The following is a 23,711-nucleotide window of genomic DNA, read 5'->3' as shown; positions in this document are numbered from 1 at the left end:
TCGAACTCGCAAATGCATTGGTCAAAGCAGACAGGCTATGGATGCAAAACCGTACTTGAACAAGACGGATACTCACTTTTCGATGACCGGCTGCGTGGGCAGGAAGGCAACGATTCGTTGGAAGGCTTTGCAGGCGACGATTGGCTCAAAGGCGGCCGCGGCAATGACCAATTGCTAGGCGGAGATGGTGCCGACCGACTTGAGGGCGGGCGCGGGAACGACCGTCTGTTCGATGGCAAGGGACAGGACACCCTCATCGGAGGGCGAGGATCAGATGTGTTTGTCTTTGCCGCAGACGGCGATACAGACAGGATCGACTCGTTTGAGGAAGGTCGAGACTTGATTGATCTGTCCGCATGGGGCGTGACATCTTTCAATCAACTCAATGTCCAACAGTCGTTCTGGGATGATGTGACCGTGCGCTTCGGTAATGAAACGCTTGTGGTCGATTCCGCAAGCAACAGCGTCTGGTTCAACCTCGAACAAAACGACTTTATCTTTGCCTAAGCAAAAAGGCCCCCTGCGAAGGGGGCCTATATCGACGCTTAAGCGCCGGGCTTAGTCTGTCATTCGCCCTTCTGGCCCTGACATGTCAAAGCCAAGGTGGCGAGCGACCGTGAATATGTCCTTGTCGCCGCGCCCACACATGTTCATGCAAATGATATGGTCCGCTGGCAGGTCCGGGGCGATCTTCATCACATGTGCCAACGCGTGGCTCGGCTCCAGCGCAGGGATAATCCCTTCGGTTGTGCAGCACAGCTGGAACGCTTCAAGAGCTTCGACATCCGTGATCGAAACGTATTCCGCCCGGCCGATGTCGTGCAGCCACGCGTGCTCGGGTCCAATACCGGGATAATCGAGACCTGCTGAGATCGAGAACCCTTCGAGGATCTGACCATCATCATCCTGCAGCAGATACGTCCGATTGCCGTGCAGCACACCGGGCCGACCGCCAGTCAGGGACGCGCAATGCTCCATCTTTGCATTCACACCCTTGCCACCGGCTTCGACGCCGATGATGCCCACATCCTTTTCGTCGAGGAAGGGATAGAACAACCCCATTGCATTTGATCCGCCGCCGATGGCCGCGATCAGGGTATCCGGAAAACGCCCTTCGGCTTCGGTCATCTGTTCGCGGACTTCCTTGCCGATGATGCTTTGGAAGTCGCGGACCATGGCCGGGTATGGGTGCGGACCCGCGACGGTACCGATGCAATAGAATGTATCGCGTACATTGGTCACCCAATCGCGTAAGGCATCGTTCATAGCGTCTTTGAGGGTGCCACGCCCGGAGGTTACAGGGATCACTTCGGCGCCCAGCAACTTCATACGGAACACGTTGGGGGCCTGACGTTCAACATCATGTGCACCCATGTAAACCACACATTTCAAACCAAATTTTGCACAGACGGTTGCCGTAGCCACACCATGCTGCCCTGCCCCGGTTTCCGCGATGATCCGTGTCTTGCCCATACGGCGGGCCAGAATGATCTGACCCAACACATTATTGATCTTGTGCGCGCCCGTATGGTTCAGCTCATCCCGCTTCATGTAAATTTTGGCACCACCCAGATGGTCGGTCAGGCGGTCGGCAAAATAGAGCGGGCTGGGACGGCCAACATAGTGCTTCCACAGGTGGTCCATCTCTGCCCAAAAGCTGTCGTCGGTCTTGGCCTTTTCGTATTCTTCTTCCAGTGACAGGATCAGCGGCATCAGTGTCTCGGACACAAAGCGCCCACCAAAATCACCAAAGCGACCGTTTTCATCCGGGCCGGTCATGAAGGAGTTGAAAAGATCATTGGCCATCGCGCACCTCGCTTGCAGAGCCTTTGACCTAGCGGGGTTAGAGGGCCGGGTAAAGGGTCAGTCGACCGCGCGCGCGGCGGCCATAAAGTCGCGGATCAGGCCGGAATCCTTCTGCCCCGGCGCCGTTTCCACGGCCGAGCTTAGATCAATTTGCCGCGCCCCTGTCGCGGCCACTGCCTGCGCCACGTTGTCCCGGGTCAGCCCACCGGCCAACATCCATGGGACAGGCCAGCGCCGACCGGCAATCAGGCTCCAGTCAAATGCCTGCCCATTCCCACCAGGTCGGTCAGCTTCCTTGGGAGCCTTGGTATCGACCAATAGCTGGTCGGCCACGCGACCATAGGCATCCAGAGACACCAGATCAGAGGTATCCGCCACTCCAACGGCCTTCATCACCGGCAAACCATATCGTTTCTTGATCTGCGTTACACGCTCGGGAGTCTCATGACCATGCAACTGCAACATGTCCAATGGGACCGTCGTGGTCAGCTCATTCAAGAACGCATCATCCGGATCGACCACCAGGGCCACCTTTGCAACGCCCGGCGGTACAGCCAAGGCTAGGGATCGAGCGGTTTCCAAAGTCACATTGCGCGGAGATTTGGGAAAGAAGACAAAGCCAATATACGTCGCACCGGCATCCACGGCGGCAGCAACATGCTCCGGTCGGCTAAGGCCGCAGATTTTCACAGACAACTCTGACATGAGGCAGGCTTAGCTGGCTTCGTCCAGAAGGGCCAGCACCTCATCCTTGCCTTCATGCTTTTCAGACTTCAGACGCTTCACTTCGCGTCCAAGCCGACGCACTTCCCGAGCGTTGCGAGAGTTCTCGGCGCGCACAGCGTGTTCGCGCATCCATTCCCAAACGAACCCAACCAACAGGCCTGCGATAATGCCACCAAATATCACCACAAACAGCGGCAACTCGACGGTCGGGGCGACGGCAAACAGCCCCGCAATCTCGGTCGGCAACAACTTGAGTGTCACCATACCACGATTGGCCAGCGCAACGGCGATCAACGCCACGGCAAAGACAGCTATGCAGGCATAGCGAATGTAACGCATCAGGCTTTCCCGTTCAGACGATCACGCAGCAACTTACCTGTCTTAAAAAACGGCACGTGTTTTTCTTCAACATCGACAGTCTCGCCCGTGCGGGGGTTGCGCCCTGTGCGCGCGTCCCGTTTCTTGACCGAGAAAGCGCCAAAGCCACGTAGCTCGACCCGGTCACCACGCGCCATCGCGTTGGTCACTTCATCGAAGATGGTGTTTACGATCCGCTCCACGTCTCTTTGATACAGGTGTGGATTTTCGTCTGCGATCTTTTGGATCAGCTCTGACCGGATCATTTCAAATTCCTCCCGAAGGACTCTGTTTTTTTCTTTATGCGTCCCGTAACTATAAGAACAAACGGGCCTTTCGGGAATAGGCCCAATCTTGGCGAAGTCAGTTTTTTTACTGTCTCAACCGGGTCATGGCACGAAAATCAGCATTGAACCGCTGTCCCGCCCGACCATGCAGCATTGTGCATAGCCCAACCACAGAATGATTCGACAAACTATTCCGCGCAGCAAAAGGGGCCCCGCAGGGCCCCTCGCTTACTCGCCAAATCAGCGAAGTTCTTATTCGTCGCCCTTGAGCGCAGCGCCGAGGATATCGCCCAGCGATGCACCGGAGTCTGACGAACCGTACTGTTCCACGGCCTCTTTCTCTTCCGCGATCTCGCGCGCCTTGATCGAGACGCCCAGGCGGCGGGTCTTGCCGTCGATGTTGGTGATGCGGACATCAACCTTGTCACCGACAGAGAAACGCTCGGGGCGCTGTTCGGCACGGTCACGCGACAGGTCGGAGCGGCGGATGAAGGACTTCATGCCTTCGTATTCCACTTCCACACCGCCATCTTCGATGGCTGTCACTTCGACGGTCACGATCGAGCCGCGCTTCACGCCGCCCACGGCTTCGGCGAACTTGTCACCACCAACCGCTTTGATCGAGAGCGAGATGCGCTCTTTCTCGACGTCCACTTCGGACACAACTGCGCCGACCATATCGCCCTTGCGGTAATCCTGAATGGCTTCTTCGCCACGCTGGTCCCAAGACAGGTCGGACAGGTGCACCATGCCGTCGATGTCGCCTTCGAGGCCAACGAACAGACCGAACTCGGTGATGTTCTTGACTTCGCCTTCGACTTCCGTGCCCTCGGGGTGCGTTTCTGCAAACACTTCCCATGGGTTGCGCATGGTCTGCTTCAGGCCCAGAGACACGCGGCGCTTGGCACCGTCGATTTCCAGAACCATGACTTCGACCTCTTGCGAGGTGGACACGATCTTGCCGGGGTGCACGTTCTTCTTGGTCCAGGACATCTCGGAGACGTGGACCAGACCTTCGACACCAGGCTCCAGCTCGACGAACGCACCGTAGTCGGTGATGTTCGTGACGCGGCCTGTATGTGTGCTTTCCAGCGGGTACTTCGCAGCCACCAGATCCCATGGATCTTCCTGCAGTTGCTTCATGCCCAAGGAGATGCGGTGCGTCTCTTTGTTGATCTTGATGACCTGCACCTTGATCGTCTCACCGATGGTGAGGATCTCGGACGGGTGGTTCACCCGGCGCCATGCCATGTCGGTGACGTGCAGCAGACCGTCGACGCCGCCCAGATCAACGAACGCGCCGTATTCGGTGATGTTCTTGACCACACCATCGACGTTCTGACCTTCGGTCAGGTTGCCAATGACTTCGGCACGCTGTTCGGCACGCGATTCTTCAAGGATCGCACGACGCGACACGACGATGTTACCACGGCGACGGTCCATTTTCAGGATCTGGAATGGCTGCTTCAGACCCATCAGCGGGCCTGCGTCACGCACGGGGCGGACGTCAACCTGAGAGCCGGGCAAGAAGGCCACGGCACCGCCGAGGTCAACAGTGAAGCCACCTTTGACGCGGCCAAAAATGGCACCCTCGACGCGGGCGTCGTCGGCATATGCTTTTTCCAGGCGATCCCAGGCTTCCTCGCGGCGGGCCATCTCGCGCGAGATGACGGCTTCGCCACGGGCATTCTCGGCGGCGCGCAGGTACACTTCGACCTCGTCACCGACCGAAATTTCAGGCGCTTCACCAGGATTTGCGAATTCTTTGAGCTCGACGCGGCCTTCCATCTTGTAGCCTACGTCGATGATGGCTTGACCCGCCTCGATGGCGAGGACCTTGCCTTTGACAACCGACCCCTCTTCGGGCGTGTCCATTTCGAAGCTTTCTTGCAGGAGGGCTTCGAATTCCTCCATCAATTTATCAGCCATGTGGCGTCGTTTTCCTAACTATGTTCAGTTTTACGGGCCGCGCGGTTGTCTCCGCCGGTCTTGTCGAATTTGAGCTATTGGCCAAAACGTCGTGTAGGGAGAAACGAGTTAAGGGCCACCGATGATCGGGGCCCTATTTTCCTCGTGACTCGACACGGCGCGTCAACACGCGGGGTATAGTGCAGGTCAGTCACAGAGACAACCCACATAGGAAGCTCTGCCTTAAAGTTCCTCACAGCGCTCGCTTCGCGAGACCACTTTCCAAAGAACCTTCGACTACATGCTGATACCAATCTAAGCCCAGCACCCACCAGCATGAAGACAATTATTGACAACCCTGAATTAAAGTCATTATGACTACACTCATTGGTAGATGACCTCTAAAACTCCATAAAAACAAGGGGCCATAAAGGCTCCTCCCGAACCACTATTTTCACATAGACTGCCCTGGGGAAGAAGATGGATTATGAATCGGGATTTGGGCCGGACAATGCTGACTTTTCCAGCGGCTATGGCCACGAAGATTTTTCGACAAGTACGCATGCGCCATCAACATTGGATATGCCCCGCCGGGACAACGTTGTAACTTTTCCTGGTACTGCAAGACAGAGCGGACATCCACTTCGGGATGCACCTCAAGACGTCGACCATCGGGGGTTACTGGGTGCTGACAGCGATCTGTGGGCACGTGATGTATTCCTCATTTGCGAGAATGGTTCGGCAGAATCGTCCACAATGACTGGGCTGTCCGAAAGCATGCAATCTCTGACAATCCTTTACCAGTTTCCATCAGCGCTCCATTTGGCGGCACGCTGTGACGGCTCAGAAGCGTTGCTAGCAGTTAATCTCGACATGATCGAAGATCTTGACGATACCATCGAGCAACTCTCAAAACTCCGAGAGACCAACAGCACACTCGCCGTACTCATAATGTCACGTTCCTTTGCTCAAACAGATTTTCATCCGAAGAGGTCCCACATAGCGGACGCAAGCCTGCGCCTCCCCGCATCAAAATACGAAATGTCGGTTGCACTGCACTTTGCCGTAACAAACGCGTTCTTTCGCACATCGTATGATGGCAGAGACTGAAGTGTTGAACTTTGACTACAAAATGGCAAGAGACGCGGTTTTTTGCCGATTTTTCATTGTCAGGGTGACTATGAGTCGACTAGAATTCCAAGGCGAGGCAGTACGGTATTAAGGTGTAGCGTGGATACAAAAATATTGAGGCAAATAGCACAACTGCGTTCCCTGCTCGAAGAGATGGAAAAGGATTTTGGCATGCACGAGCTGTCACGCAACGAGCGTGACATTGTGTTGGCTTTCTGTGCATGCATCAAAGATAACAAAGCCGGTGATGAAATGTGCTCGACGGAAGTTGTTAGAGCAAATCCGATCGTCAAGAAAATTTCACAACCGACTTTTCACAGGACTCTCAAACAGTTGATCAAACGGGGATTGATTGAGCGGTGCGAGGGTTTTCCAATGGGGCTTTATCGGCTCTCTGATCGCGTGTCAGGCCAGGTTTGAGGGGCTGACTGCCCAAACAACGAAGCAAATCGCTTGTCAAAATCCCTGTATCATTCGAGCCGTCTGACCAACGATTTCGTCTTAAAAACCGCTTTGCACAGCGGCGTTTTAATCATTGCCTACGTCGTTACGTGGGAATTGATCATGCCAGGTCAAAAGCTGTTCATGACGATGCTGCCAACGCTGGCAACATTCTTTTATCTACCCTTCGGAATAAAAGTCATCTCAGCGTTCTTTGAAGGATGGCGTTCAATAATCTACATGATGCCCGGTGTCTTCATCGGCAACCTATTTTGGGTTGGGATGCCTTTTGATACGGTTGTCACCTATATGACGTGGGCAGCCAGCTACGGGACCGCTCCGGCAATGTTCGCGATGTTGGATTGGACGATTCGAGATGACCGTCGCAATGTAACGGCCGGGCAGGCTTGGCGTACCATGATTGCAGGCGGCGCGGCCGCATCAGTGGTGATATCTGTTCTGGTCCATATGATACGTCATCGAAACATCCCGCAGGAGGATTTCATCGCAAGCATGCTCAAGTATATGGTGGGCGACATGCTTGGCCTCTTGGCCATTCTTGCGTTGCTGATGGGTGTCTTCCGTTACATGCGCAAAGCGCGGTAGAAAGTCACGCAAGGTTCAGATCTCTTCACCCAACTCCTGCAGCTCTTTCAGCAGCTCCTGATAGATGCCGTTACTGTCGCCGCCACCAAAAACAGTCGCGCCTCCCGAGTAGGTCTGACCATAGGTCCGTGCCACGTTGATCGTCTGAACCAACGCGGACAACAGTTGATCTTTCTCGAGCGGGCTAAGGGGGTGGATGAAGACACCCCAAAGCCGTCCCTGAGCCACAGCGTAACGCGCGTCGAGCGCGCTATCGAAATTTGCCTGCATCAAACGCATCAGTTCATCTGCGCTTAGTCCATCGGCCGAACGGATCGGCACCATGGCACGCATCCTGTCGGCCACGGGATCGGCGATGACAATCAAGGGGATATCATCAATGGTGAATTGAATGGCATTGCCTGAAGGGACCGCCTCAGGATCAATGGCCCGAATGATCTCGGCCATACGCAAAAGCGTCATTGGCGGTTCAACTGGCGCTTTTGGCAGTGCATCGGCGTCCGGTAGGGCCTCTGCCTCGGAGCCAGTCTCAGGGGTTGTTTTCGCCTGTGCGGCCCCGAAAACAGCCATGCCAGCCAGAACAATTGCCATCAATGAGGTGCGAAGAAGTGCCATGAACCAATGCCTTTTAACTGCGAACAGATCAAAGCTAAGTCAGGGTGCCTTCAAATTCCAAGCAACGTTTGGTGATCAAATGAAACAGGCGCAGTTATTGGCTGCGCCTGAGTAGCATTCAAACAGCAGCCTTCAACGCATCGGCCAAATCAGTCCGCTCCCAGCTGAAGCCGCCATCGGCATCAGGCGCGCGACCAAAATGACCGTAGGCCGCCGTACGCTGATAGATGGGCTTGTTCAACGACAGATGTTCGCGAATACCCCGAGGGGTCAGGTCCATGGCCTGCGCCACGGCCGCCTCGATGGCAGCATCCTCGACCTGACCGGAACCAAAGGTGTCACAATAGATCGACAGCGGTTTCGACACACCAATGGCATAGCTCAATTGAATGGTGCACTTGTCCGCAAGCCCAGCGGCCACGACGTTCTTGGCCAAATAGCGTGCGGCATACGCGGCCGAGCGGTCCACCTTGGTTGGATCCTTGCCCGAGAATGCACCACCACCGTGGGGTGCCGCACCGCCATAGGTATCCACGATGATTTTGCGCCCGGTCAGCCCCGCATCACCGTCGGGGCCGCCGATAACAAACTTGCCGGTTGGGTTTACGTGCCATTCGGTGTCTGCGGTAAGCCAACCTTCTGGCAGCACCTCTTCGATGTAGGGTGCGACGGTGGCGCGGATGTCTTCGCTGCTCAGGCTTTCATCAAGGTGCTGTGTCGACAACACGAGCGAGCTGATGCCCACGGGCTTTCCATCGCGGTAAACGACCGACAGTTGCGACTTGGCGTCAGGGCCAAGTGCTGGCTCGGTGCCATCTTTGCGCACCTCGGCCAGACGACGCAGCATCGCATGCGCGTAGTGGATCGGGGCCGGCATCAACTCGGGTGTTTCATTGGTGGCAAAACCAAACATGATTCCCTGGTCGCCTGCCCCTTCGTCCTTGTCAGCCGCCGCATCGACGCCTTGGGCTATGTGGGCGGATTGTTCGTGCAGAAGGTTCGTCACTTCGCAGGTCGCGTGGTGGAACTTGTCCTGCTCGTAACCGATATCCTTGATGCAGGCGCGGGCGATCTCATCGATCTTGCCCATGTAGTCGTGCAGTTTGTCTTGATCACTAAGGCCGACCTCGCCGCCAATGACAACGCGATCAGTGGTCGCAAATGTCTCGCAGGCGACACGGGCTTCGGGTTCTTCGGCAAGGAAGGCATCAAGCACAGCATCGGAAATGCGGTCGCAGACCTTGTCTGGGTGACCCTCGGAAACGGACTCCGAGGTAAAGGTATAGTTCTGTCGGGACATAAGCGCTCCAGTAGGTTTATCCGCGTCACGTCAGGAAGCCGTTGTGACGGGTCCAAATGGGATTACGCCCCAAGCGCGGGCGCGTCAATGGGCCGAGTACGACGGGTACGTGAACGATGCAATACCGATGCAATTAAGCCAGCCAAGGCCAACAAAACCCAAGGTAAATCGCCTGTCAGACTGTAAAACGTCGGGGTCGAAGGAGCTGGAAGTGTCGCATCCAGATAACCAGCTTGGTTCAATCCAAGTGACGCAATGACGCGACCTTGTGGATCAATCACGGCAGAGATGCCGGTGTTGGCCGCCCGGATCAGGGGCAGCCCCTGCTCAATGGCTCGCATCTGCGCTTGAACAAGATGTTGTTGCGGTCCGGAACGCGTGCCGAACCATGCGTCATTTGTCAGTTGCATCAAGAATGTCGGCCGCTCGGAGGTTCCACCGACGTCATGGGCAAACACGACCTCGTAACAAATCAGCGGCAAGGCCGATCCCAGGGGTCCCATGTCCAGAAGCTGCGGCCCTGGTCCGCGCGTATAGCCTGTGTCCACCCTATCAGCCAAAGCACGAATGCCAAGGACGCGAAACAGGCCCGGCAAAGGCATATATTCCCCGAAAGGGACCAGATGATGCTTGTCATAGGTCTGCGTCACCTGCCCGGCTGCATCCAGCGTGACAAGACTGTTGAAGTATTCTCCATCGCTGCGCCTCTGAATGCCCAGGACAACCGGCGCGCCACGCGCCGCATCGGCAATCACTTCAAAGACGGGTTGTGCGTTTTCAGCCAGGTAGGGCAAGGCCGTCTCCGGCCACACAATCAGGTCAGGCACTGGTCCAGCACCGGTGTAATCAATCTGGCGATTGATGAAGATCGGAATACGTGCCGGATCCCATTTCTCGCTCTGCGGCGCGTTCGGTTGGACCAAACGCACCGTTTGGTCAGTTAACGGGCTTTGGTCGGCCATAGGTGGCAACAGGATCGGCATAAGAACAACGACCAAAAAAGCCGCCTGCAACCACATCCACCTGACACTAAACACCAACGCCATTACCACCAGCAGTGCCAGCATCAATCCGTGCGGACCCCCGAAGGCCAGGGCCTGCCCGGCAAGGCTGCCCACCAATGCTTGCGGTGGCGCGGCCCACGGAAAGCCGGTCAACAGGTAAGCCCGCAGGATCTCGGCCCCTGCCCAGCCGAACACCAGAACCCACAGCTGCCCGCCGCACCACTTCGTCAGCGCAAGCGCTACAGACCAGAACAAGCCAAGCAAGAGTGACAACAAGACAAGCGCAAAGGGTGCCATCCAACCCGTATTGGCCGCGTCGACCTGAAACGGCTCTGTGATCCAGTTGAGCGTCGCGGCAAAGTAACCAACCCCAATGGCCAGTCCCAGCAGGGCGGCATGGCGCGTGCTACGCGCCGCTTTTAGCAGCAGGAACATGACCATGATCGGGACTGTTATAGCCGGGGCAAAGTTCAAAGGCGCATGGGCCAACGCACCGAAAGCGCCGGCTGCCAAGCCCAGTACAGCCTGCGCCCAGATCGGCCATGCCGACACACGGATGCGGGACCCTTTCATTCAGCGGACTCCAGCCCCTTCAAGCGCACGCGCATCCGCTTGATGCGACGGGGATCGGCGTCGATGACTTCGAATTGCGGGCCATCCGGGTGCAAGACCACCTCACCCCGCGCAGGTACCCGCCCCGCCAACATAAAGACCAGACCGCCCAACGTATCGATCTCTTCCTCATCAACCGCGTCGTGGGTGGTTAACGACACACCAATCTCCGCCTCGAATTCGTCTAGCGGCGTCTTGGCAAGTGCAAGGTAGCACCCTGACTTTTCCCTAGTGAACAAAGCGCCTTCATCAACATCGTGTTCGTCCTCGATCTCACCCACCACCTGCTCGATCAGATCCTCAATCGTGACCAGGCCGTCCACCCCGCCATATTCATCAATGACCAGAGCCATGTGGCGCCGTTCGGTCTGCATCTTGGTCAGCAGGACACCGATGGTCATCGAAGGGGGGACGAACAGCAGCGGGCGCAATCGTGCCCTCAAATCAAAATTCGCCGCTCCGCCGTTAAAGCCATGTTGCAGTGCCACATCCTTGAGGTGAGCAAACCCGATGGGTGTGTCCAACGTTCCTTCGAACACGGGCAGCCGGGTGTAACCACTGTCCTTGAATACCTGCACCAATTCATCCAGCGACACAGTGTCGGGTACTGCGGTGATGTCGGCCTTAGGAACGGCAACATCCTCAACCCGCAAACGCCTCAGGTTGATCATTCCGTGGGATTGTGGCCGGGGGCTAGGCGCCTCGGACATTTGAGGAGTGTTGTCTGATGGGCTGAGGGCGCCAATCACGCGCGCCAAAAATCCACCATGCGGCGTAGGTTCGGTCCTGTCAGTGTCTGACTGCGCGCGCTGCGCCGCGTCAGACGATCCGTCGATGTCGCCCATTGGCTCCTATCCAGTTGGTTTGGGCATTGCCCGTATTGCGCCCTAATATGGGTCAGGGACCCCCAGTTTGCCAAGTATTTCGACCTCAAGTGCTTCCATCCGCGTGGCATCCCGGTCACGGATATGATCGTAACCAAGCAAATGTAACGTTCCGTGAACGAGCAAATGCGTCACATGGGCGACAAAGGGCTTGCCCTGCTCGGCGGCTTCCCGCGCACAAGTGTCGTAGGCGATGGCAATGTCACCAAGGCTGATTGCACCAGCCGGGTTTGGCCGCGGCAGTTCGGGTGCGGCGCCATCAAGGACTGGAGACAAATCCTCTTCCGGCCAACTCAGAACGTTAGTCGGCGTGGGTTTGTCGCGGAAATCAGCATTCAAGATCGAAATGCGCGCGTCGTCGCAGGCCAATACGGAAAGTTCCGCCTGCGCAATTCCAAGAACGGACAGGGTTTCGCTCACTGCTGCGTCAGCAAGTACTTCCAGACCCGCATCTTGCCAGCGAGTATCTTCGATCAGGATGTCGATGTCGTGTGGCAGCTGTCAGAACCTGGGGCCAGCCCCCGGCCCCCCCGCGGTTTGTTTAGCGAAACGAAGCAGGATCACGACGTTTCCGTGTCCGCTTCATAGGCTTCGATGATCGCAGCCACAAGCGGGTGGCGTACGACGTCTTTTGATGTAAAGTAGTTGAAGCTGATATTGGGGATGGACGCGAGCAGCCGTTCAGCATCAGCAAGGCCAGAGGCAACGCCGCGCGGCAGGTCAATCTGGGTGCGGTCACCGGTGATGACCATGCGCGATCCCTCACCCAAACGTGTCAAAAACATCTTCATCTGCATGGTTGTGGCGTTTTGCGCCTCATCCAGTACGACAAATGCGCGCGATAGTGTGCGACCACGCATGAACGCGAGCGGTGCAATCTCGATCGTCTTTTCCTCTTTCAGCTTGGCCAGTTGCTTGCCGGGCAGAAAGTCATTCAGCGCGTCATAGAGCGGTTGCATGTAGGGATCGACCTTTTCCTCCTGCGTGCCGGGCAGGAAGCCCAACCTTTCACCCGCCTCAACCGCAGGACGGCACAAAATGATCCGGTCAACATGGCCCGAGATGAACATCGACACGCCCACCGCCACGGCCAGATAGGTCTTGCCAGTGCCCGCCGGCCCGATGCCAAACGCCATCTCATTCTCAAACAGCGCCTGAACATAGGCTTTTTGCGCATCGGTCCGCGGCTCGACCAGTTTCTTGCGGGTCTTGATCTCGATCCGGTTGCCGACGGGCATCTCAAGTTGATCGCCCTGCCGGGTGCCCGTGCCCTCTTCGGATTGGCCCATGCGTAACTCGCGGTCCACATCTGCAGGCTCAACATCCTTGCCACTCTCGAGCCGAAGATAAAGCGCGTTCAACACATCAACGGCGCGCTTCTGTGCGCCCTCCTCACCCATGATCGCCAACACGTTTCCCCGTCTCACGATCTGCACTTCAAGGGCGGACTCGATGGCCGTCAGATGACTGTCATATGGACCACACAGGTCAATCAGCAGACGGTTGTCGGGAAATTCCAGGACCATCTCCTGGGACGGTTGGTCTAGGGTCAAATGCTACTCCTTGAGTCTGTGTTTCTCCCAGCGTGGCAAGTTCAGCTTGGGGGTGCAACGGGATCTTCCGCGTTTTCACGCAATTGAAACAAAAAAGGCCGGAGCGCTCTGAACGCTCCGGCCCTTCCGAGTTTGAAGCTCTGGATCAATTGGGATCGTTAATCTTCGATCCACCTTTGAAATCGCCGACGGTTTGAGTCGGTGGAGCGACACCTGAACAAACGGGCTTTCCATACCGGTCCAAGCGTGCAGACAGATATCCTTCGACACCGTCATCGATAATCCAGTGATCGCAGCCGTTCGGGTCAACCCAGATACCAGCCTGAAGCTGGCTCAGATCCTTCTTATCGCTCCCTCTGTCAACGGTCTTGTCCGCTGGCAGGCCATCGCCGAAGCCATCGGAACAGGCCGTGAGGAACAGACCGGCAACGGCAAGCGGGACGAGTTTCAACTTTGTCATGATACGCCCCTTATTGAATGCAGATGATTTCGACACGGCGGTTTGCAGCCATGCCTTTTGCGGTGTTGTTGGGTTGCGCTGGTAGGCGTTCGCCGTAACCGCGAACGTCGGCGATCCGAGCACCAGATTGCTGCGCGACAGCGGCGACTGCATTGGCACGGTTCAGCGACAGGCGCAAATTATATGCGTCGCTGGCGCGGCTATCGGTGTGCCCGGTGACGATGAAGCTTGTGGCAGTCGAGCTTTGAAAGAATTGTGCCAGGCGTTCGCGCCCTGCCTTGTGGATGCGGAAGCTGTCAGTCTTGAAGAACTGATCCGTATTCATCACGCCGCAGAGGTTGCCACGCCGACATACAGGTATGCCCTTCCGGTTGACGTGGGGCGTCATGTAGCCCTCGGCTCCGTCATCCATTACCCAATGCTCGCAGCCATCAGGATCCACCCAGATGGTCGGAATGTATTGCCCTTTGTCGCGTCCCTCCTGCGAACGCGTTTGCCCGAAGGTCTGCGCAGACACGTCAGACACCATCAGCGACGTCAGTGCCACAGCGGTGGCAGCCGCCGTAGTAAGAAGCTTACTAACTGTTTTCGAAAATATTTTCGCCACAGCCCTGTCCCTTTTTTGTTGGTCCCCCGCAAGGATCACCAACACGCCCGGAACAGGCTGACCCTCGCCACACTGCGAGAAAGGGTAGGCAATTATTAACAGTCTGTGAACCCGCTTTTCACCATATATTGTGCCTAAATTGCGCGGAGTTACAATTGAACCGAGCAATTTGTGCACATTTTTCTGGCAGTTGTCCGGATCAGTCGATCACGCCAGCCAGAGAGTTTGTTCCGGCCTCCACGATTCTCACTGATGCAATGTCGCCCGCCTGCACCTTGGCATCGGCAACGTGGACGGCGTGCAGATAATCGCTTTTGCCACCCATCTGCCCGGGCAGGCGCCCCGGCTTTTCGAAAAGGACGTTCACTGTGCGACCCACCATACCCTCTTGTATGGCGCGCTGTTGACGGGTGATCAGAGCTTGAAGTCGTTGCAGCCTATCATCCGCTTGGGCCGGGTCCACCTGCGACCGCTCAGCAGCGGGTGTGCCGGGTCGGGTCGAATACTTGAAGCTGTAGGCGTAGCCGTAATTCACCTCTTCCACCAGATCGAGCGTGGCCTGGAAGTCCGCCTCGGTTTCCTCCGGGAATCCTACGATGAAGTCACCCGATACGAGGATATCGGGTCGTGCTTGTCGGATGCGTTCAATCAGGCGCAAGTAGCTTTCGGCGGTGTGGCTGCGATTCATGCGCTTGAGGATGCGATCGCTGCCCGATTGCACGGGTAGGTGCAGGTAGGGCATCAGTTTCGAGCACGTGCCGTGCGCCTCGATCAAGTCATCGGTCATGTCGTTGGGATGGCTGGTGGTAAAGCGAATGCGCTCAAGCCCATCCACCTTGTCCAGATCCCAGATCAGCTGGGCCAATGTGTGGTCCGATCCATCAGGGCCGGTTCCATGATAGGCGTTGACGTTTTGGCCCAGCAGCGTGATCTCACGCACTCCGCGTTCAACAAGATCCCGCGCCTCTGTCAAAATGCGATCCACAGGACGACTGACTTCCGCGCCGCGGGTGTAAGGTACTACGCAGAAGGCACAAAACTTGTCGCAGCCTTCCTGCACCGTCAGGAAAGCCGTGGGGCCACGTTGCGCCTTGGGGCGTCCCTTGAGCTTTTCGAATTTGTCTTCTTCAGGAAAATCCGTATCAAGCGCCTTTTCGCCCGCTTGAGTCTTCGCCTCCATCTCAGGCAGACGGTGGTAGCTTTGGGGGCCGACAACCAGATCGACCAAGGGCTGACGGCGCATGATCTCTTGACCTTCAGCCTGTGCCACGCAGCCCGCCACACCTATCTTGAGGTCGGGCTTTTCCGCCTTGAGACCTTTAAATCGACCCAACTCGGAATAGACCTTTTCCGCCGCCTTCTCGCGGATATGACATGTGTTCAACAGGATCATGTCGGCATCGTCTGGCGACTGGGTTTCGACATAGCCCTGCCCACCCAGCGCCTCGGCCATCCGTTCGCTGTCATAGACGTTCATCTGGCAGCCATAGGTCTTGATAAAGAGCTTCTTCGGCGTCGTCATGGGCTTCGGTCTCGGATGATGCGGATGGAATGCGGGCTGTACCAGCCTGTCCAACATCTTGCAATGCGGCGCGGATTAACCGAAATTTGACAGCAAGCAAGCCACAAGAAGCCAACCGGGGCACATTATGCAGTTCGACAGTCTGAGCAGTTTCCTCAAGAACAAGGAGGCGGTTCCCCAAAAGGGGCCCGTGGCCATCGTTATAGCCGAAGATGATGTCGAGGTGGACACGACCCTTCGGCACCATCAGCAAGCCGGATTCAAGCAGGTCATAGCGTTTATGCCCAAGCGGTTCGATCTGGCCCGCGACTTGGCTGAGACCATAATACGGGTGGATTTTGATACATCGGCACCGGACGCACTTGCAACGTCAGTGAACGGTATCATAGGCGCAGTGCCTCCAGGCACTTGGATGTACTACTGCTACAACGCAGAATTCTTGTTCCACCCATTCTGCGAAACCCGTTCAGTTGGGGAAATGCTGACATTTCATACCGAGGAACGTCGCGATGCGATGTTGACCTATGTGGTTGACCTGTATGCAGACGATCTTTGGTCTTCTCCAAACGCTGTGTCACTGGATCGAGCGCATCTGGACCGTTCAGGCTATTACGCGCTGGCCCGTCAAGGTGAAAACGGGCATCCAAAGGAGCGACAACTGAACTTCTATGGCGGTTTGCGCTGGCGGTTCGAAGAACATGTCCCTGAAACACGACGAAAGATTGACCGGATATCGCTGTTCAAGACCAAGCCGGGTCTGGCGCTGCGAAACGACCACACCTTCAATGACGAGGAATACAACACCTATGCTTGCGAATGGCACCATAACCTGACCGCGGCGATCTGCTCCTTTCGGACCGCCAAGGCGCTGAAGCTGAACCCCGGCAGCACCTACGACATCGACACGTTCAAATGGCACAACTCGGCCCCGTTTGAATGGCACTCAAGGCAGTTGTTAGACCTTGGCTTGATGGAGCCGGGGCAATGGTTTTGAAGCCCGGCTTACCACCCATCAGCAACCGTCTGATTTACTAGGCATTACTACTCAAAGCACAGCGAAACGTACGATCACCCAGCTCCATCACTGGCGCATCTGAACCTGCACTTATCGCGTTGGTGCCGTTTTCGAATTGGGCCATGAGACACATCTCGCCTCATCCGCTGGCGATATGCTTTCGCCACCAACGTGGCCCGGTCGCGCTGAGTTGGCAGCCGCAATCTTAGAAAATGAATTGTACAAGCATTGCAGGTCATGGGTCTGCTCGTCACTCTTGCATCCCCCTCCCTTCATGCCGATGCTACACCCATGGCGTCCGACATAGAATTTTCATTCCGGCGACTTACACCCGCCGCTCAGCGGCACATTCGCGTTTTTCAAATACATCAATTCCTGGACCGGTTCGCGATGGGCCTAACCGTGTCTGTGGTTGCGCTGGCATTGGTAGATCGAGGGATGGACTTGTTCCAGATTTCGCTGCTGTTTGCCGCCTATTCAGTCACAGCACTGATCATGGAATTGCCATTCGGTGGATTGGCGGACAACATAGGCCGAAAGCCTGTTTTCCTCACCGCTGTGAGTGCAAGCCTGATATCCCTCGCTCTGTTTCTTTCATCGAGCGATTTTTATGTACTATCCCTTTCTTTTGCCTTCATCGGTTTCGGGCGCGCACTTCGCTCGGGCACCCTCGATGCATGGTTTGTTGAACACTTTCGGGAAAAGGCTCAAAACGTTGATGTACAACCTGCACTCGCGAAGGCGCAGTGGGCAAACGGAATGGGGTTAGCGTTTGGTGCGATTGTCGGAGGTTGGTTGCCCGACGCTTTCGGCACCGTCGCAACTCAATTTGGCTTCAGTGCCTATGACGTCGCCTACATGGCCAGTTTTGCCATGATGACGATGGTTTTGCTTTATACCGTGTTCACCATCACCGAAGAGCCACGCCCGCTGCATCCAAAGGCGCTCTGGCTGGGGTTTACAAACGTTCCGGTTGTTGTAAGAAATTCTGGTTTTCTCGCGCTAAGACATCCCGCACTTTCACTGCTTTTGGCAGCGCTTGGGCTGCTGTTGATGGCAACAAACCCGGTTGAAGTACTCTGGCCAACTCACCTGAAGCCGATGCTGGAAGGCGACCATGCCAACACCGTGATTGGTATGTTGACGGCGGCCTGTTTCTTCTCAATCGCCGTTGGTGCATCATTGTCCCCCCATATCAACCGGCTATTCAAACGTCGGGACGCCGTGACCCTTTCAGTCGCCTTAGTATGCCTTGCTGTCCTTCAGATCGCATTGGCTTTGCAAGGCGACATCGTCGGGTTCGCTTGTATTCTGGTCCTATACTTTGTGTTTCTTGGCGTTGGCGAAACACCTGCCAGCAGCATTCTGCATGCCAGCGTAGAGAACCATCAGCGGTCGACAATGCTATCGCTACGCTCGCTCGTGCAGCAACTGGGGGCAACCATTGGCCTTATCTTTGTCGGCGCCATCGCCGAGGGCTACTCGACCCCGGTTGGCTGGATGGTCGGAACAGCATTTGTTGTCAGCGCCCTGCTTCTGACAGTCCTGTTAGCCTGGAGATTGAGGGAAAGCGGCTGAAAGCGGACATTGGCATGCGCTGCGCCACCGCGGCACCATGCACCATCTCGCGGGGTGCAGGCTAAGTTATTATTCAATTTGAGAGGCTTAACCTTTGCGGCGCAACCGGATGACGACGTCGACCGACGCAATTTCGGCACCTTCGGGCGCGTCAGGCAGTTGTGCGATCACAAGCTGATCAGACGGTGCGTCGGTCAGTTTTGCATCGTCTTCCCAAAAGAAGTGTGGATGATCGTGAGTATTGGTGTCGAAGTAGCTTTTTGAGCCATCTACTGTCACTTCCTGCATCAGTCCGGCATCGCAGAACGCCCGCAGCGTGTTGTAGACGGTCGCAAGTGACACCGCCTCGCCCTGATCCTTGGCTGCTTCGAACAGGCTTTCGGCCGTGACGTGGCGATGCTGGCCATCGCCGATCAACAGAGCAGCGAGCGTCACACGTTGACGTGTCGGGCGCAGTCCTGCCCCCGCGAGCCATTCGGTTCCTACATCATGCTGCGTGTCGGTCATCGGATCCTCTTACTTCCATATCACTTATAAAGGGCCATCGTCCTGCAATTCAATCGCAAAAGGGGATCGTGCATTATGCAACACGACCAAAAAAGCCCATTTGTTCCTTTGCGGAAAAGGATCTGCCGGGGGTGTCGTAGTGCGACAGCACCGCAACGATGCGCGATGTGCCGGGCCCCACTGTCGACACCCGGTGCGCGGTATTGACACCCAAAAACACGTTCAGCGTACCCGCGCCCTGGGTCAACCGAGCAGGCGTGACCCGTCCGGCCAGCAGCTCGGAGATGCCTTCATGATTGGGGTCTTCATCGCTGCGCAGATCCTTGGCATATTCGAACAACCCGCCTTCAGTTGCCTCCTGTAACAACAGGGTCGTGGTGAAGATCGAACGGTCGAAATGCCAGTTCAACGCCTCGCCCTGCCGGTATTCCAGCACATTCAGCCCGGCCAGTGCATCGTCCATCGTATAAAGCTGCGGCTTGTCCATGACCGAGGCCAGAAAAGTGGCAAAGGCAGGCCACTGGTAAATGTCGTCAAGCGCTGTACCTCGCATCTGGTCATGACAGAGCGTGTGATTGGCCGTCTCGACCTTGGTCAGCGCCGGATCATCGGCGGCAAGGCCATCGACGGTGTCCTGAAAATAGATATTGTGCCACCGGCTGTGATGAAAGCTCTCGGCCTTCATCCGCGGGTGCACGTGGTCAAGGACCGAGGTTAGTGCCTGTGGCTGCATGAAGCCCGGCAGATTGAACAGGCCGTCGCGCGCCAAGCCAACCTTCGCCTGAGCGACCAACGCACCCCACTCGGGCGTATGGGGACGGTGCAACGGGTAGCGGTCGAGATCGATAACATCTTGCATGGCGTGACCCTGCCCCAAGCGCCCGGACCTGACAAGGGACGCCCCGCCCTTGCGCCCTTTGCCCGGCCGATGCTAGACGGGCCGGAGCCCCCTGACGGGACCAGACCCACGATCAATACGAGGCCCGAATGGCAGACTACCCCACCAGTTTCGACAAGGACGAATTGTTGAAATGCGCTCGCGGCGAGCTGTTTGGCGTCGGGAATGCGCAGCTGCCCGAGCCACCGATGCTGATGATGGACCGGATCACGGAGGTCTCCTCGGACGGCGGTGCCCATGGCAAAGGGCACATCGTGGCCGAGTTCGATATCACGCCGGAACTTTGGTTCTTTGACTGCCATTTCCCCGGCAACCCCATCATGCCCGGGTGTCTGGGACTTGATGGTTTGTGGCAGCTGACAGGTTTCAACCTTGGCTGGCGCGGCTGGACCGGGCGGGGTTATGCTTTGGGTGTGGGCGAGGTGAAGCTCAAGGGTATGGTGCGGCCAGACCGCAAGATGCTGACCTACAAGATCGATTTCACCAAGGCCATCCAGACCCGCCGACTGACCATGGGTGTCGCCGATGGCATTGTCGAAGCCGATGGCGAAGTGATTTACGAGGTCAAGGACATGAAGGTGGCACTGAGCGAAAGTTGAGTGCACCGTGGTAACAGCCCACTGACCTTTAATCTCCTGGCCGCAGACGACAGTTGCTTTGTAAAACATCCAGTTCCAACAAGCGCGTGATTGCGTATTTGGACGTGCCAGCGCCAGACGATCAACTGGCCGAAACCAAAGCCAGCGACGTGGCGGCGCGGGATCTTTTGTGACCCCTTTGCTTTTCTGATAAGATGTAGTTGCACCGATTTCGCGCAACCCAGATCGCTTTTTAGCGCGATTTAAGGCCGGGCGTGCTTTGACTTCTAAGCCAAGGCGGTTGCACCCACCTGCCCCCCCGTCCTACATACGCCTGACTACAACGAAGGAGTACGCGCATGCGACGCGTCGTGGTGACCGGCCTTGGTATCGTATCATCCATCGGGAACAACACCAATGAGGTGCTGGCATCGCTGAAGGCGGGGCGTTCGGGAATTGAGTCCAGCGCCGAGATGGCGGAGCATGGCTTCCGCAGTCAGGTCGCCGGCACACTCAAGCTGGACGTCAAGGAACACGTGGACAAGCGCGCCTTGCGTTTCATGGGCCCAGGTGCGGCCTATGCCCATATCGCCATGACACAGGCCATTGCGGATGCTGGTCTTGAGGAAAACGATATCGTGAACCCGCGCACCGGGCTGGTCGCGGGCTCGGGTGGGCCTTCTACTTCTGCCATGTTGACGGCGCATCAGACAGTGCTGAAAACTGGCGCCACCAAGCGTATCGGTCCATTTGCGGTGCCCAAGTGCATGTCCTCGACCATAAGCGCGAACCTGGCGACCGGTTTCAAGATCAAGGGCATCAACTATTCCATCACCAGCGCATGCTCGACATCGCTGCACTGTATCGGCAACGCGGCCGAGCAGATCATGTTGGGCAAGCAGGACGTGATGTTTGCCGGTGGCGCAGAGGAACTGGACTGGACACTGTCCTGCCTGTTTGATGCGATGGGCGCGATGTCATCCAAGTACAACGACACCCCAGCACGGGCGAGCCGTGCCTTTGACGCCGGCCGCGACGGATTCGTCATTTCCGGCGGCGGCGGCATGGTTGTGCTGGAAGAGCTGGAGCACGCCCGCGCTCGGGGTGCAAAAATCTATGCTGAAGTGACCGGATACGCTGCTACATCCGATGGCCATGACATGGTCGCCCCCTCGGGCGAAGGTGGCGAGCGGGCGATGCGCGCCGCCCTCGAGACGCTGCCACAGGACCGCTCAGTCAGCTACATCAACGCGCATGGCACATCGACGCCAGTCGGCGATGTCGGCGAGATCGAAGCCGTTCGCCGCGTCTTTGGCGAAGGCACTACACCGCCCGTCAGTTCGACCAAGTCGATGACCGGCCATGCACAGGGCGCGGCAGGCGCGCTGGAGGCAATCTTCAGCTTGCTGATGCTGGATCATGATTTCATCACACCGTCGATCAATGTCGAAACACTGGACCCAGGGCTGAACCCGTCCGAGATCGCGACAGAGATGCGGGCTGATGCGGGTCTTGATTCGGTGATGACCAACTCGTTTGGCTTCGGTGGCACCAACGGATCGATGATCCTTTCAAAGTTTGACGGGTAAGAATTCAATATGACGGCATTGCTCAAAGGAAAACGCGGCCTGGTGATGGGCGTGGCGAACGAAAGGTCCATTGCCTGGGGCATCGCCAAGGCAATGCACGAGGCTGGCGCCGAACTCGCGTTCAGTTATCAAGGTGAAGCATTTGGCAAACGACTTGAACCATTGGCCGCAAGTGTCGGATCTGACTTCATGGTCGATGTCGATGTGACCGATGACGCGTCGCTGGATGCCGCATTTGAGGCGCTTGAAGCACGCTGGCCAACGATCGATTTTGTGATCCATGCGGTGGCCTTTTCCGACAAATCCGAGCTGACCGGCCGATTCCTGAACACCAGTCGTGCCAACTTCAAACACTCCATGGACATCTCGGCCTACTCTTTCATCGAGGTTGCGCGCCGTGCACACCCCATGATGATCGAGAACGGCGGCACGCTGCTGACGCTAACCTACCAAGGATCAAACCGGGTTGTTCCAAACTACAACGTGATGGGTGTCGCCAAGGCGGCACTCGAGTCCGCGACCCGATATCTGGCCAATGATCTGGGTCCCGAGGGGATCCGAGTCAACGCCATTTCACCCGGTCCGATGAAGACCTTGGCCGGATCAGCGATTGCCGGAGCCCGTAAAACCTACAAGCACACGGACCAGAACGCGCCGATGCGTTCTAACGCCACGCTGGAAGCAGTGGGGGGTACCGCCGTCTACCTGTGTTCCGAGGCCGGAGCCTGCACCACAGGCGAAATCATACGTGTCGATGGGGGCTTTCACGTCCTGGGCATGCCGCAACCGGATCACCTCTAGGGGTCAAGGCAACAAACAAGTTGCACCTAGCACGTTCCGTTCAGCTGTGACTCCTGGTGTTGTCATGTTCCGTGCATGCAGCACGACAGGAATGGACAGTATGAGCGCAAATTAAACCGTGTTGAACGGAAACTGCCACTGCTGACGGGTAGGCCGGACGCTCGAAAAACTGCAAAGTCCTTCGCTGCCCACAATTGCGCCATCTGTCCGTGCTACGAGGTCGTACGAGACCAATGCTATATCGCAAAGAATGTTAAACGATCTGGTAACCAAGCACTTGTGAGAGTTGCGATCACAGCGATAGCTTTAAAAAATGCATAAGACATGGTCGACGGGTGGAGGACAGGTGGTTTTGAGACACGCCCACACAACCGCCCCTGAAACTTTATAAATGAATGAATGGCGAACCTGGCTCTACGCTCACAACCTTGGGTCATTAATGAGTTTGTAGCAGAATTCGGCAAAACATGCGCAAAGCGCCCAAAAATCGCCAAGATGCCCATTTATCTTTTATCCATGGCACGCAACCAAACCGATCCCGCACGTCACGCGCGCATTCTGGAACGACGTGAAGCACGCACGCGGCGATCCAAGTGGTTGGGCCGATTGCTGTTTTCGTTGATGGGCATGGGGCTTCTATTGGCGTTGCGGATGAACCCAGGTGTTGTGGAAACGGTTGTAGCCATAGCCCATGATGTGCAGCCGCAGGCACAATTATCAGACTTCGAAAAATCAAAAGATGTACACATTCGGCAGATGCCGCGCGATGTCGTGCCGGTACGCAGAGGTGGCACTTTACCACAAACGAAAACGACCCATGATGACACGCAACAGCAGGCTGATGCGGTTGCAAACGCCTTGCGCGGATTGGCACCCGGAGGCTGATGGAAAGGTGGGCGGGCCGTCGTTGCGCGGCAGCGCCAACG

26 protein-coding genes and 1 riboswitch are annotated in these 23,711 nt (G+C 56.7%); of the genes, 10 read left to right on the top strand and 16 right to left on the bottom strand.

Translation table 11 applies throughout. The features are described 5' to 3' along the window. Nucleotides 1-507 (top strand): hypothetical protein (locus Q1A75_RS09670; protein WP_299592086.1); only part of this gene is annotated, 507 nt, incomplete at its 5' end. A 51-nt stretch (nucleotides 508-558) separates the two neighbouring features. Here the strand turns inward: Q1A75_RS09670 and trpB are convergent. From trpB to rpsA, 5 genes are all read right to left on the bottom strand, one after another. Then, entirely contained in the window at nucleotides 559-1,806 is a 1,248-nt protein-coding gene (trpB, locus tag Q1A75_RS09665; protein WP_299547261.1) for a tryptophan synthase subunit beta, read from the bottom strand. 57 nt (nucleotides 1,807-1,863) lie between these two features. Continuing rightward, on the bottom strand, nucleotides 1,864-2,511 hold the full coding sequence (locus Q1A75_RS09660) for a phosphoribosylanthranilate isomerase (protein WP_299547260.1): 648 nt from the start codon (nucleotides 2,509-2,511) through the stop codon (nucleotides 1,864-1,866). 9 nt (nucleotides 2,512-2,520) lie between these two features. Then, nucleotides 2,521-2,871, bottom strand: coding sequence for a LapA family protein (locus tag Q1A75_RS09655; RefSeq protein ID WP_299547257.1), 351 nt, complete (start codon nucleotides 2,869-2,871; stop codon nucleotides 2,521-2,523). Beyond that, the gene (gene ihfB / locus Q1A75_RS09650; protein WP_039682822.1) at nucleotides 2,871-3,155 is read right to left on the bottom strand and encodes an integration host factor subunit beta; all 285 of its coding nucleotides are present in this window, start codon (nucleotides 3,153-3,155) and stop codon (nucleotides 2,871-2,873) included. Before ihfB ends, Q1A75_RS09655 begins: the two co-directional genes overlap by 1 nt. A 273-nt stretch (nucleotides 3,156-3,428) precedes the next feature. Further along, the gene (rpsA, locus tag Q1A75_RS09645; RefSeq protein WP_299547254.1) at nucleotides 3,429-5,105 is read right to left on the bottom strand and encodes a 30S ribosomal protein S1; all 1,677 of its coding nucleotides are present in this window, start codon (nucleotides 5,103-5,105) and stop codon (nucleotides 3,429-3,431) included. A 459-nt stretch (nucleotides 5,106-5,564) separates the two neighbouring features. Between rpsA and Q1A75_RS09640 the strand changes: the two genes are divergently transcribed. From Q1A75_RS09640 to Q1A75_RS09630, 3 genes are all read left to right on the top strand, one after another. Then, nucleotides 5,565-6,194, top strand: a complete 630-nt coding sequence (locus Q1A75_RS09640; protein ID WP_299547252.1) for a hypothetical protein — start codon at nucleotides 5,565-5,567, stop codon at nucleotides 6,192-6,194. A 120-nt stretch (nucleotides 6,195-6,314) separates the two neighbouring features. Beyond that, entirely contained in the window at nucleotides 6,315-6,635 is a 321-nt protein-coding gene (locus Q1A75_RS09635; RefSeq protein WP_299547249.1) for a hypothetical protein, read from the top strand. A 33-nt stretch (nucleotides 6,636-6,668) separates the two neighbouring features. Continuing rightward, complete coding sequence (locus Q1A75_RS09630; protein WP_299547246.1) at nucleotides 6,669-7,262, top strand: hypothetical protein; 594 nt, start codon at nucleotides 6,669-6,671, stop codon at nucleotides 7,260-7,262. A 15-nt stretch (nucleotides 7,263-7,277) separates the two neighbouring features. On the opposite strand, the gene Q1A75_RS09625 is transcribed toward Q1A75_RS09630, so the two are convergent. From Q1A75_RS09625 to miaB, 9 genes are all read right to left on the bottom strand, one after another. Next, nucleotides 7,278-7,877, bottom strand: coding sequence for a hypothetical protein (locus Q1A75_RS09625; protein WP_299547243.1), 600 nt, complete (start codon nucleotides 7,875-7,877; stop codon nucleotides 7,278-7,280). A gap of 118 nt (nucleotides 7,878-7,995) precedes the next feature. Beyond that, the gene (gene metK, locus Q1A75_RS09620; protein ID WP_299547240.1) at nucleotides 7,996-9,177 is read right to left on the bottom strand and encodes a methionine adenosyltransferase; all 1,182 of its coding nucleotides are present in this window, start codon (nucleotides 9,175-9,177) and stop codon (nucleotides 7,996-7,998) included. A gap of 3 nt (nucleotides 9,178-9,180) precedes the next feature. Next, nucleotides 9,181-9,230, bottom strand: a riboswitch (SAM-SAH riboswitch). Nucleotides 9,231-9,239: 9 nt separating this feature from the next. Further along, a complete protein-coding gene (gene lnt, locus Q1A75_RS09615; RefSeq protein ID WP_299547237.1) occupies nucleotides 9,240-10,754 on the bottom strand; it encodes an apolipoprotein N-acyltransferase in 1,515 nt (504 codons plus the stop codon). Beyond that, entirely contained in the window at nucleotides 10,751-11,638 is an 888-nt protein-coding gene (locus Q1A75_RS09610; RefSeq protein WP_299547235.1) for a hemolysin family protein, read from the bottom strand. The genes lnt and Q1A75_RS09610 overlap by 4 nt, the downstream gene beginning before the upstream one ends. A gap of 42 nt (nucleotides 11,639-11,680) precedes the next feature. Further along, a complete protein-coding gene (gene ybeY / locus Q1A75_RS09605; protein WP_299547269.1) occupies nucleotides 11,681-12,175 on the bottom strand; it encodes an rRNA maturation RNase YbeY in 495 nt (164 codons plus the stop codon). Between the two features lie 62 nt (nucleotides 12,176-12,237). Further along, nucleotides 12,238-13,203: a PhoH family protein gene (locus tag Q1A75_RS09600; protein WP_299547267.1), complete on the bottom strand. Its 966-nt coding sequence runs from the start codon at nucleotides 13,201-13,203 to the stop codon at nucleotides 12,238-12,240. Between the two features lie 172 nt (nucleotides 13,204-13,375). Then, nucleotides 13,376-13,690 carry a hypothetical protein gene (locus Q1A75_RS09595; RefSeq protein ID WP_299547232.1) on the bottom strand — a complete coding sequence of 105 codons (315 nt, stop codon included), beginning with the start codon at nucleotides 13,688-13,690 and terminating at the stop codon, nucleotides 13,376-13,378. A 10-nt stretch (nucleotides 13,691-13,700) separates the two neighbouring features. Beyond that, a complete protein-coding gene (locus Q1A75_RS09590) occupies nucleotides 13,701-14,297 on the bottom strand; it encodes an OmpA family protein (protein ID WP_299547230.1) in 597 nt (198 codons plus the stop codon). A gap of 199 nt (nucleotides 14,298-14,496) precedes the next feature. Further along, entirely contained in the window at nucleotides 14,497-15,819 is a 1,323-nt protein-coding gene (gene miaB, locus Q1A75_RS09585) for a tRNA (N6-isopentenyl adenosine(37)-C2)-methylthiotransferase MiaB (protein ID WP_299547227.1), read from the bottom strand. Nucleotides 15,820-15,946: 127 nt separating this feature from the next. Here miaB and Q1A75_RS09580 point away from each other — a divergent pair, with 127 nt between their 5' ends. Beyond that, a complete protein-coding gene (locus tag Q1A75_RS09580; RefSeq protein ID WP_299547225.1) occupies nucleotides 15,947-16,813 on the top strand; it encodes a hypothetical protein in 867 nt (288 codons plus the stop codon). 258 nt (nucleotides 16,814-17,071) lie between these two features. Further along, the gene (locus Q1A75_RS09575) at nucleotides 17,072-18,412 is read left to right on the top strand and encodes an MFS transporter (RefSeq protein ID WP_299547223.1); all 1,341 of its coding nucleotides are present in this window, start codon (nucleotides 17,072-17,074) and stop codon (nucleotides 18,410-18,412) included. Nucleotides 18,413-18,499: 87 nt separating this feature from the next. Here the strand turns inward: Q1A75_RS09575 and irrA are convergent, their stop codons facing one another. Beyond that, nucleotides 18,500-18,919, bottom strand: a complete 420-nt coding sequence (gene irrA / locus Q1A75_RS09570) for an iron response transcriptional regulator IrrA (RefSeq protein WP_299547222.1) — start codon at nucleotides 18,917-18,919, stop codon at nucleotides 18,500-18,502. A 73-nt stretch (nucleotides 18,920-18,992) separates the two neighbouring features. Next, complete coding sequence (locus Q1A75_RS09565; protein ID WP_299547220.1) at nucleotides 18,993-19,778, bottom strand: 2OG-Fe(II) oxygenase; 786 nt, start codon at nucleotides 19,776-19,778, stop codon at nucleotides 18,993-18,995. A gap of 128 nt (nucleotides 19,779-19,906) precedes the next feature. On the opposite strand from Q1A75_RS09565, the gene fabA reads away from it, so the two are divergent. The 4 genes from fabA (at nucleotide 19,907) to Q1A75_RS09545 (ending at nucleotide 23,670) form a co-directional block, all read left to right on the top strand. Then, entirely contained in the window at nucleotides 19,907-20,416 is a 510-nt protein-coding gene (gene fabA, locus Q1A75_RS09560) for a bifunctional 3-hydroxydecanoyl-ACP dehydratase/trans-2-decenoyl-ACP isomerase (RefSeq protein WP_299547219.1), read from the top strand. Between the two features lie 338 nt (nucleotides 20,417-20,754). Beyond that, nucleotides 20,755-21,984, top strand: a complete 1,230-nt coding sequence (fabB, locus tag Q1A75_RS09555) for a beta-ketoacyl-ACP synthase I (protein WP_299547217.1) — start codon at nucleotides 20,755-20,757, stop codon at nucleotides 21,982-21,984. Nucleotides 21,985-21,993: 9 nt separating this feature from the next. Further along, nucleotides 21,994-22,785, top strand: a complete 792-nt coding sequence (locus tag Q1A75_RS09550; protein WP_299547215.1) for an enoyl-ACP reductase — start codon at nucleotides 21,994-21,996, stop codon at nucleotides 22,783-22,785. A gap of 516 nt (nucleotides 22,786-23,301) precedes the next feature. Next, complete coding sequence (locus tag Q1A75_RS09545) at nucleotides 23,302-23,670, top strand: hypothetical protein (protein WP_299639697.1); 369 nt, start codon at nucleotides 23,302-23,304, stop codon at nucleotides 23,668-23,670. Nucleotides 23,671-23,711 lie beyond the last annotated feature (41 nt).

The sequence above is a fragment of the uncultured Tateyamaria sp. genome (genome assembly GCF_947504105.1).
Classification (GTDB): Bacteria; Pseudomonadota; Alphaproteobacteria; order Rhodobacterales; family Rhodobacteraceae; genus Tateyamaria.
The sequence above is the reverse complement of the archived record's forward strand: the minus strand, read 5'-3'. Positions and strand labels throughout refer to the sequence as shown.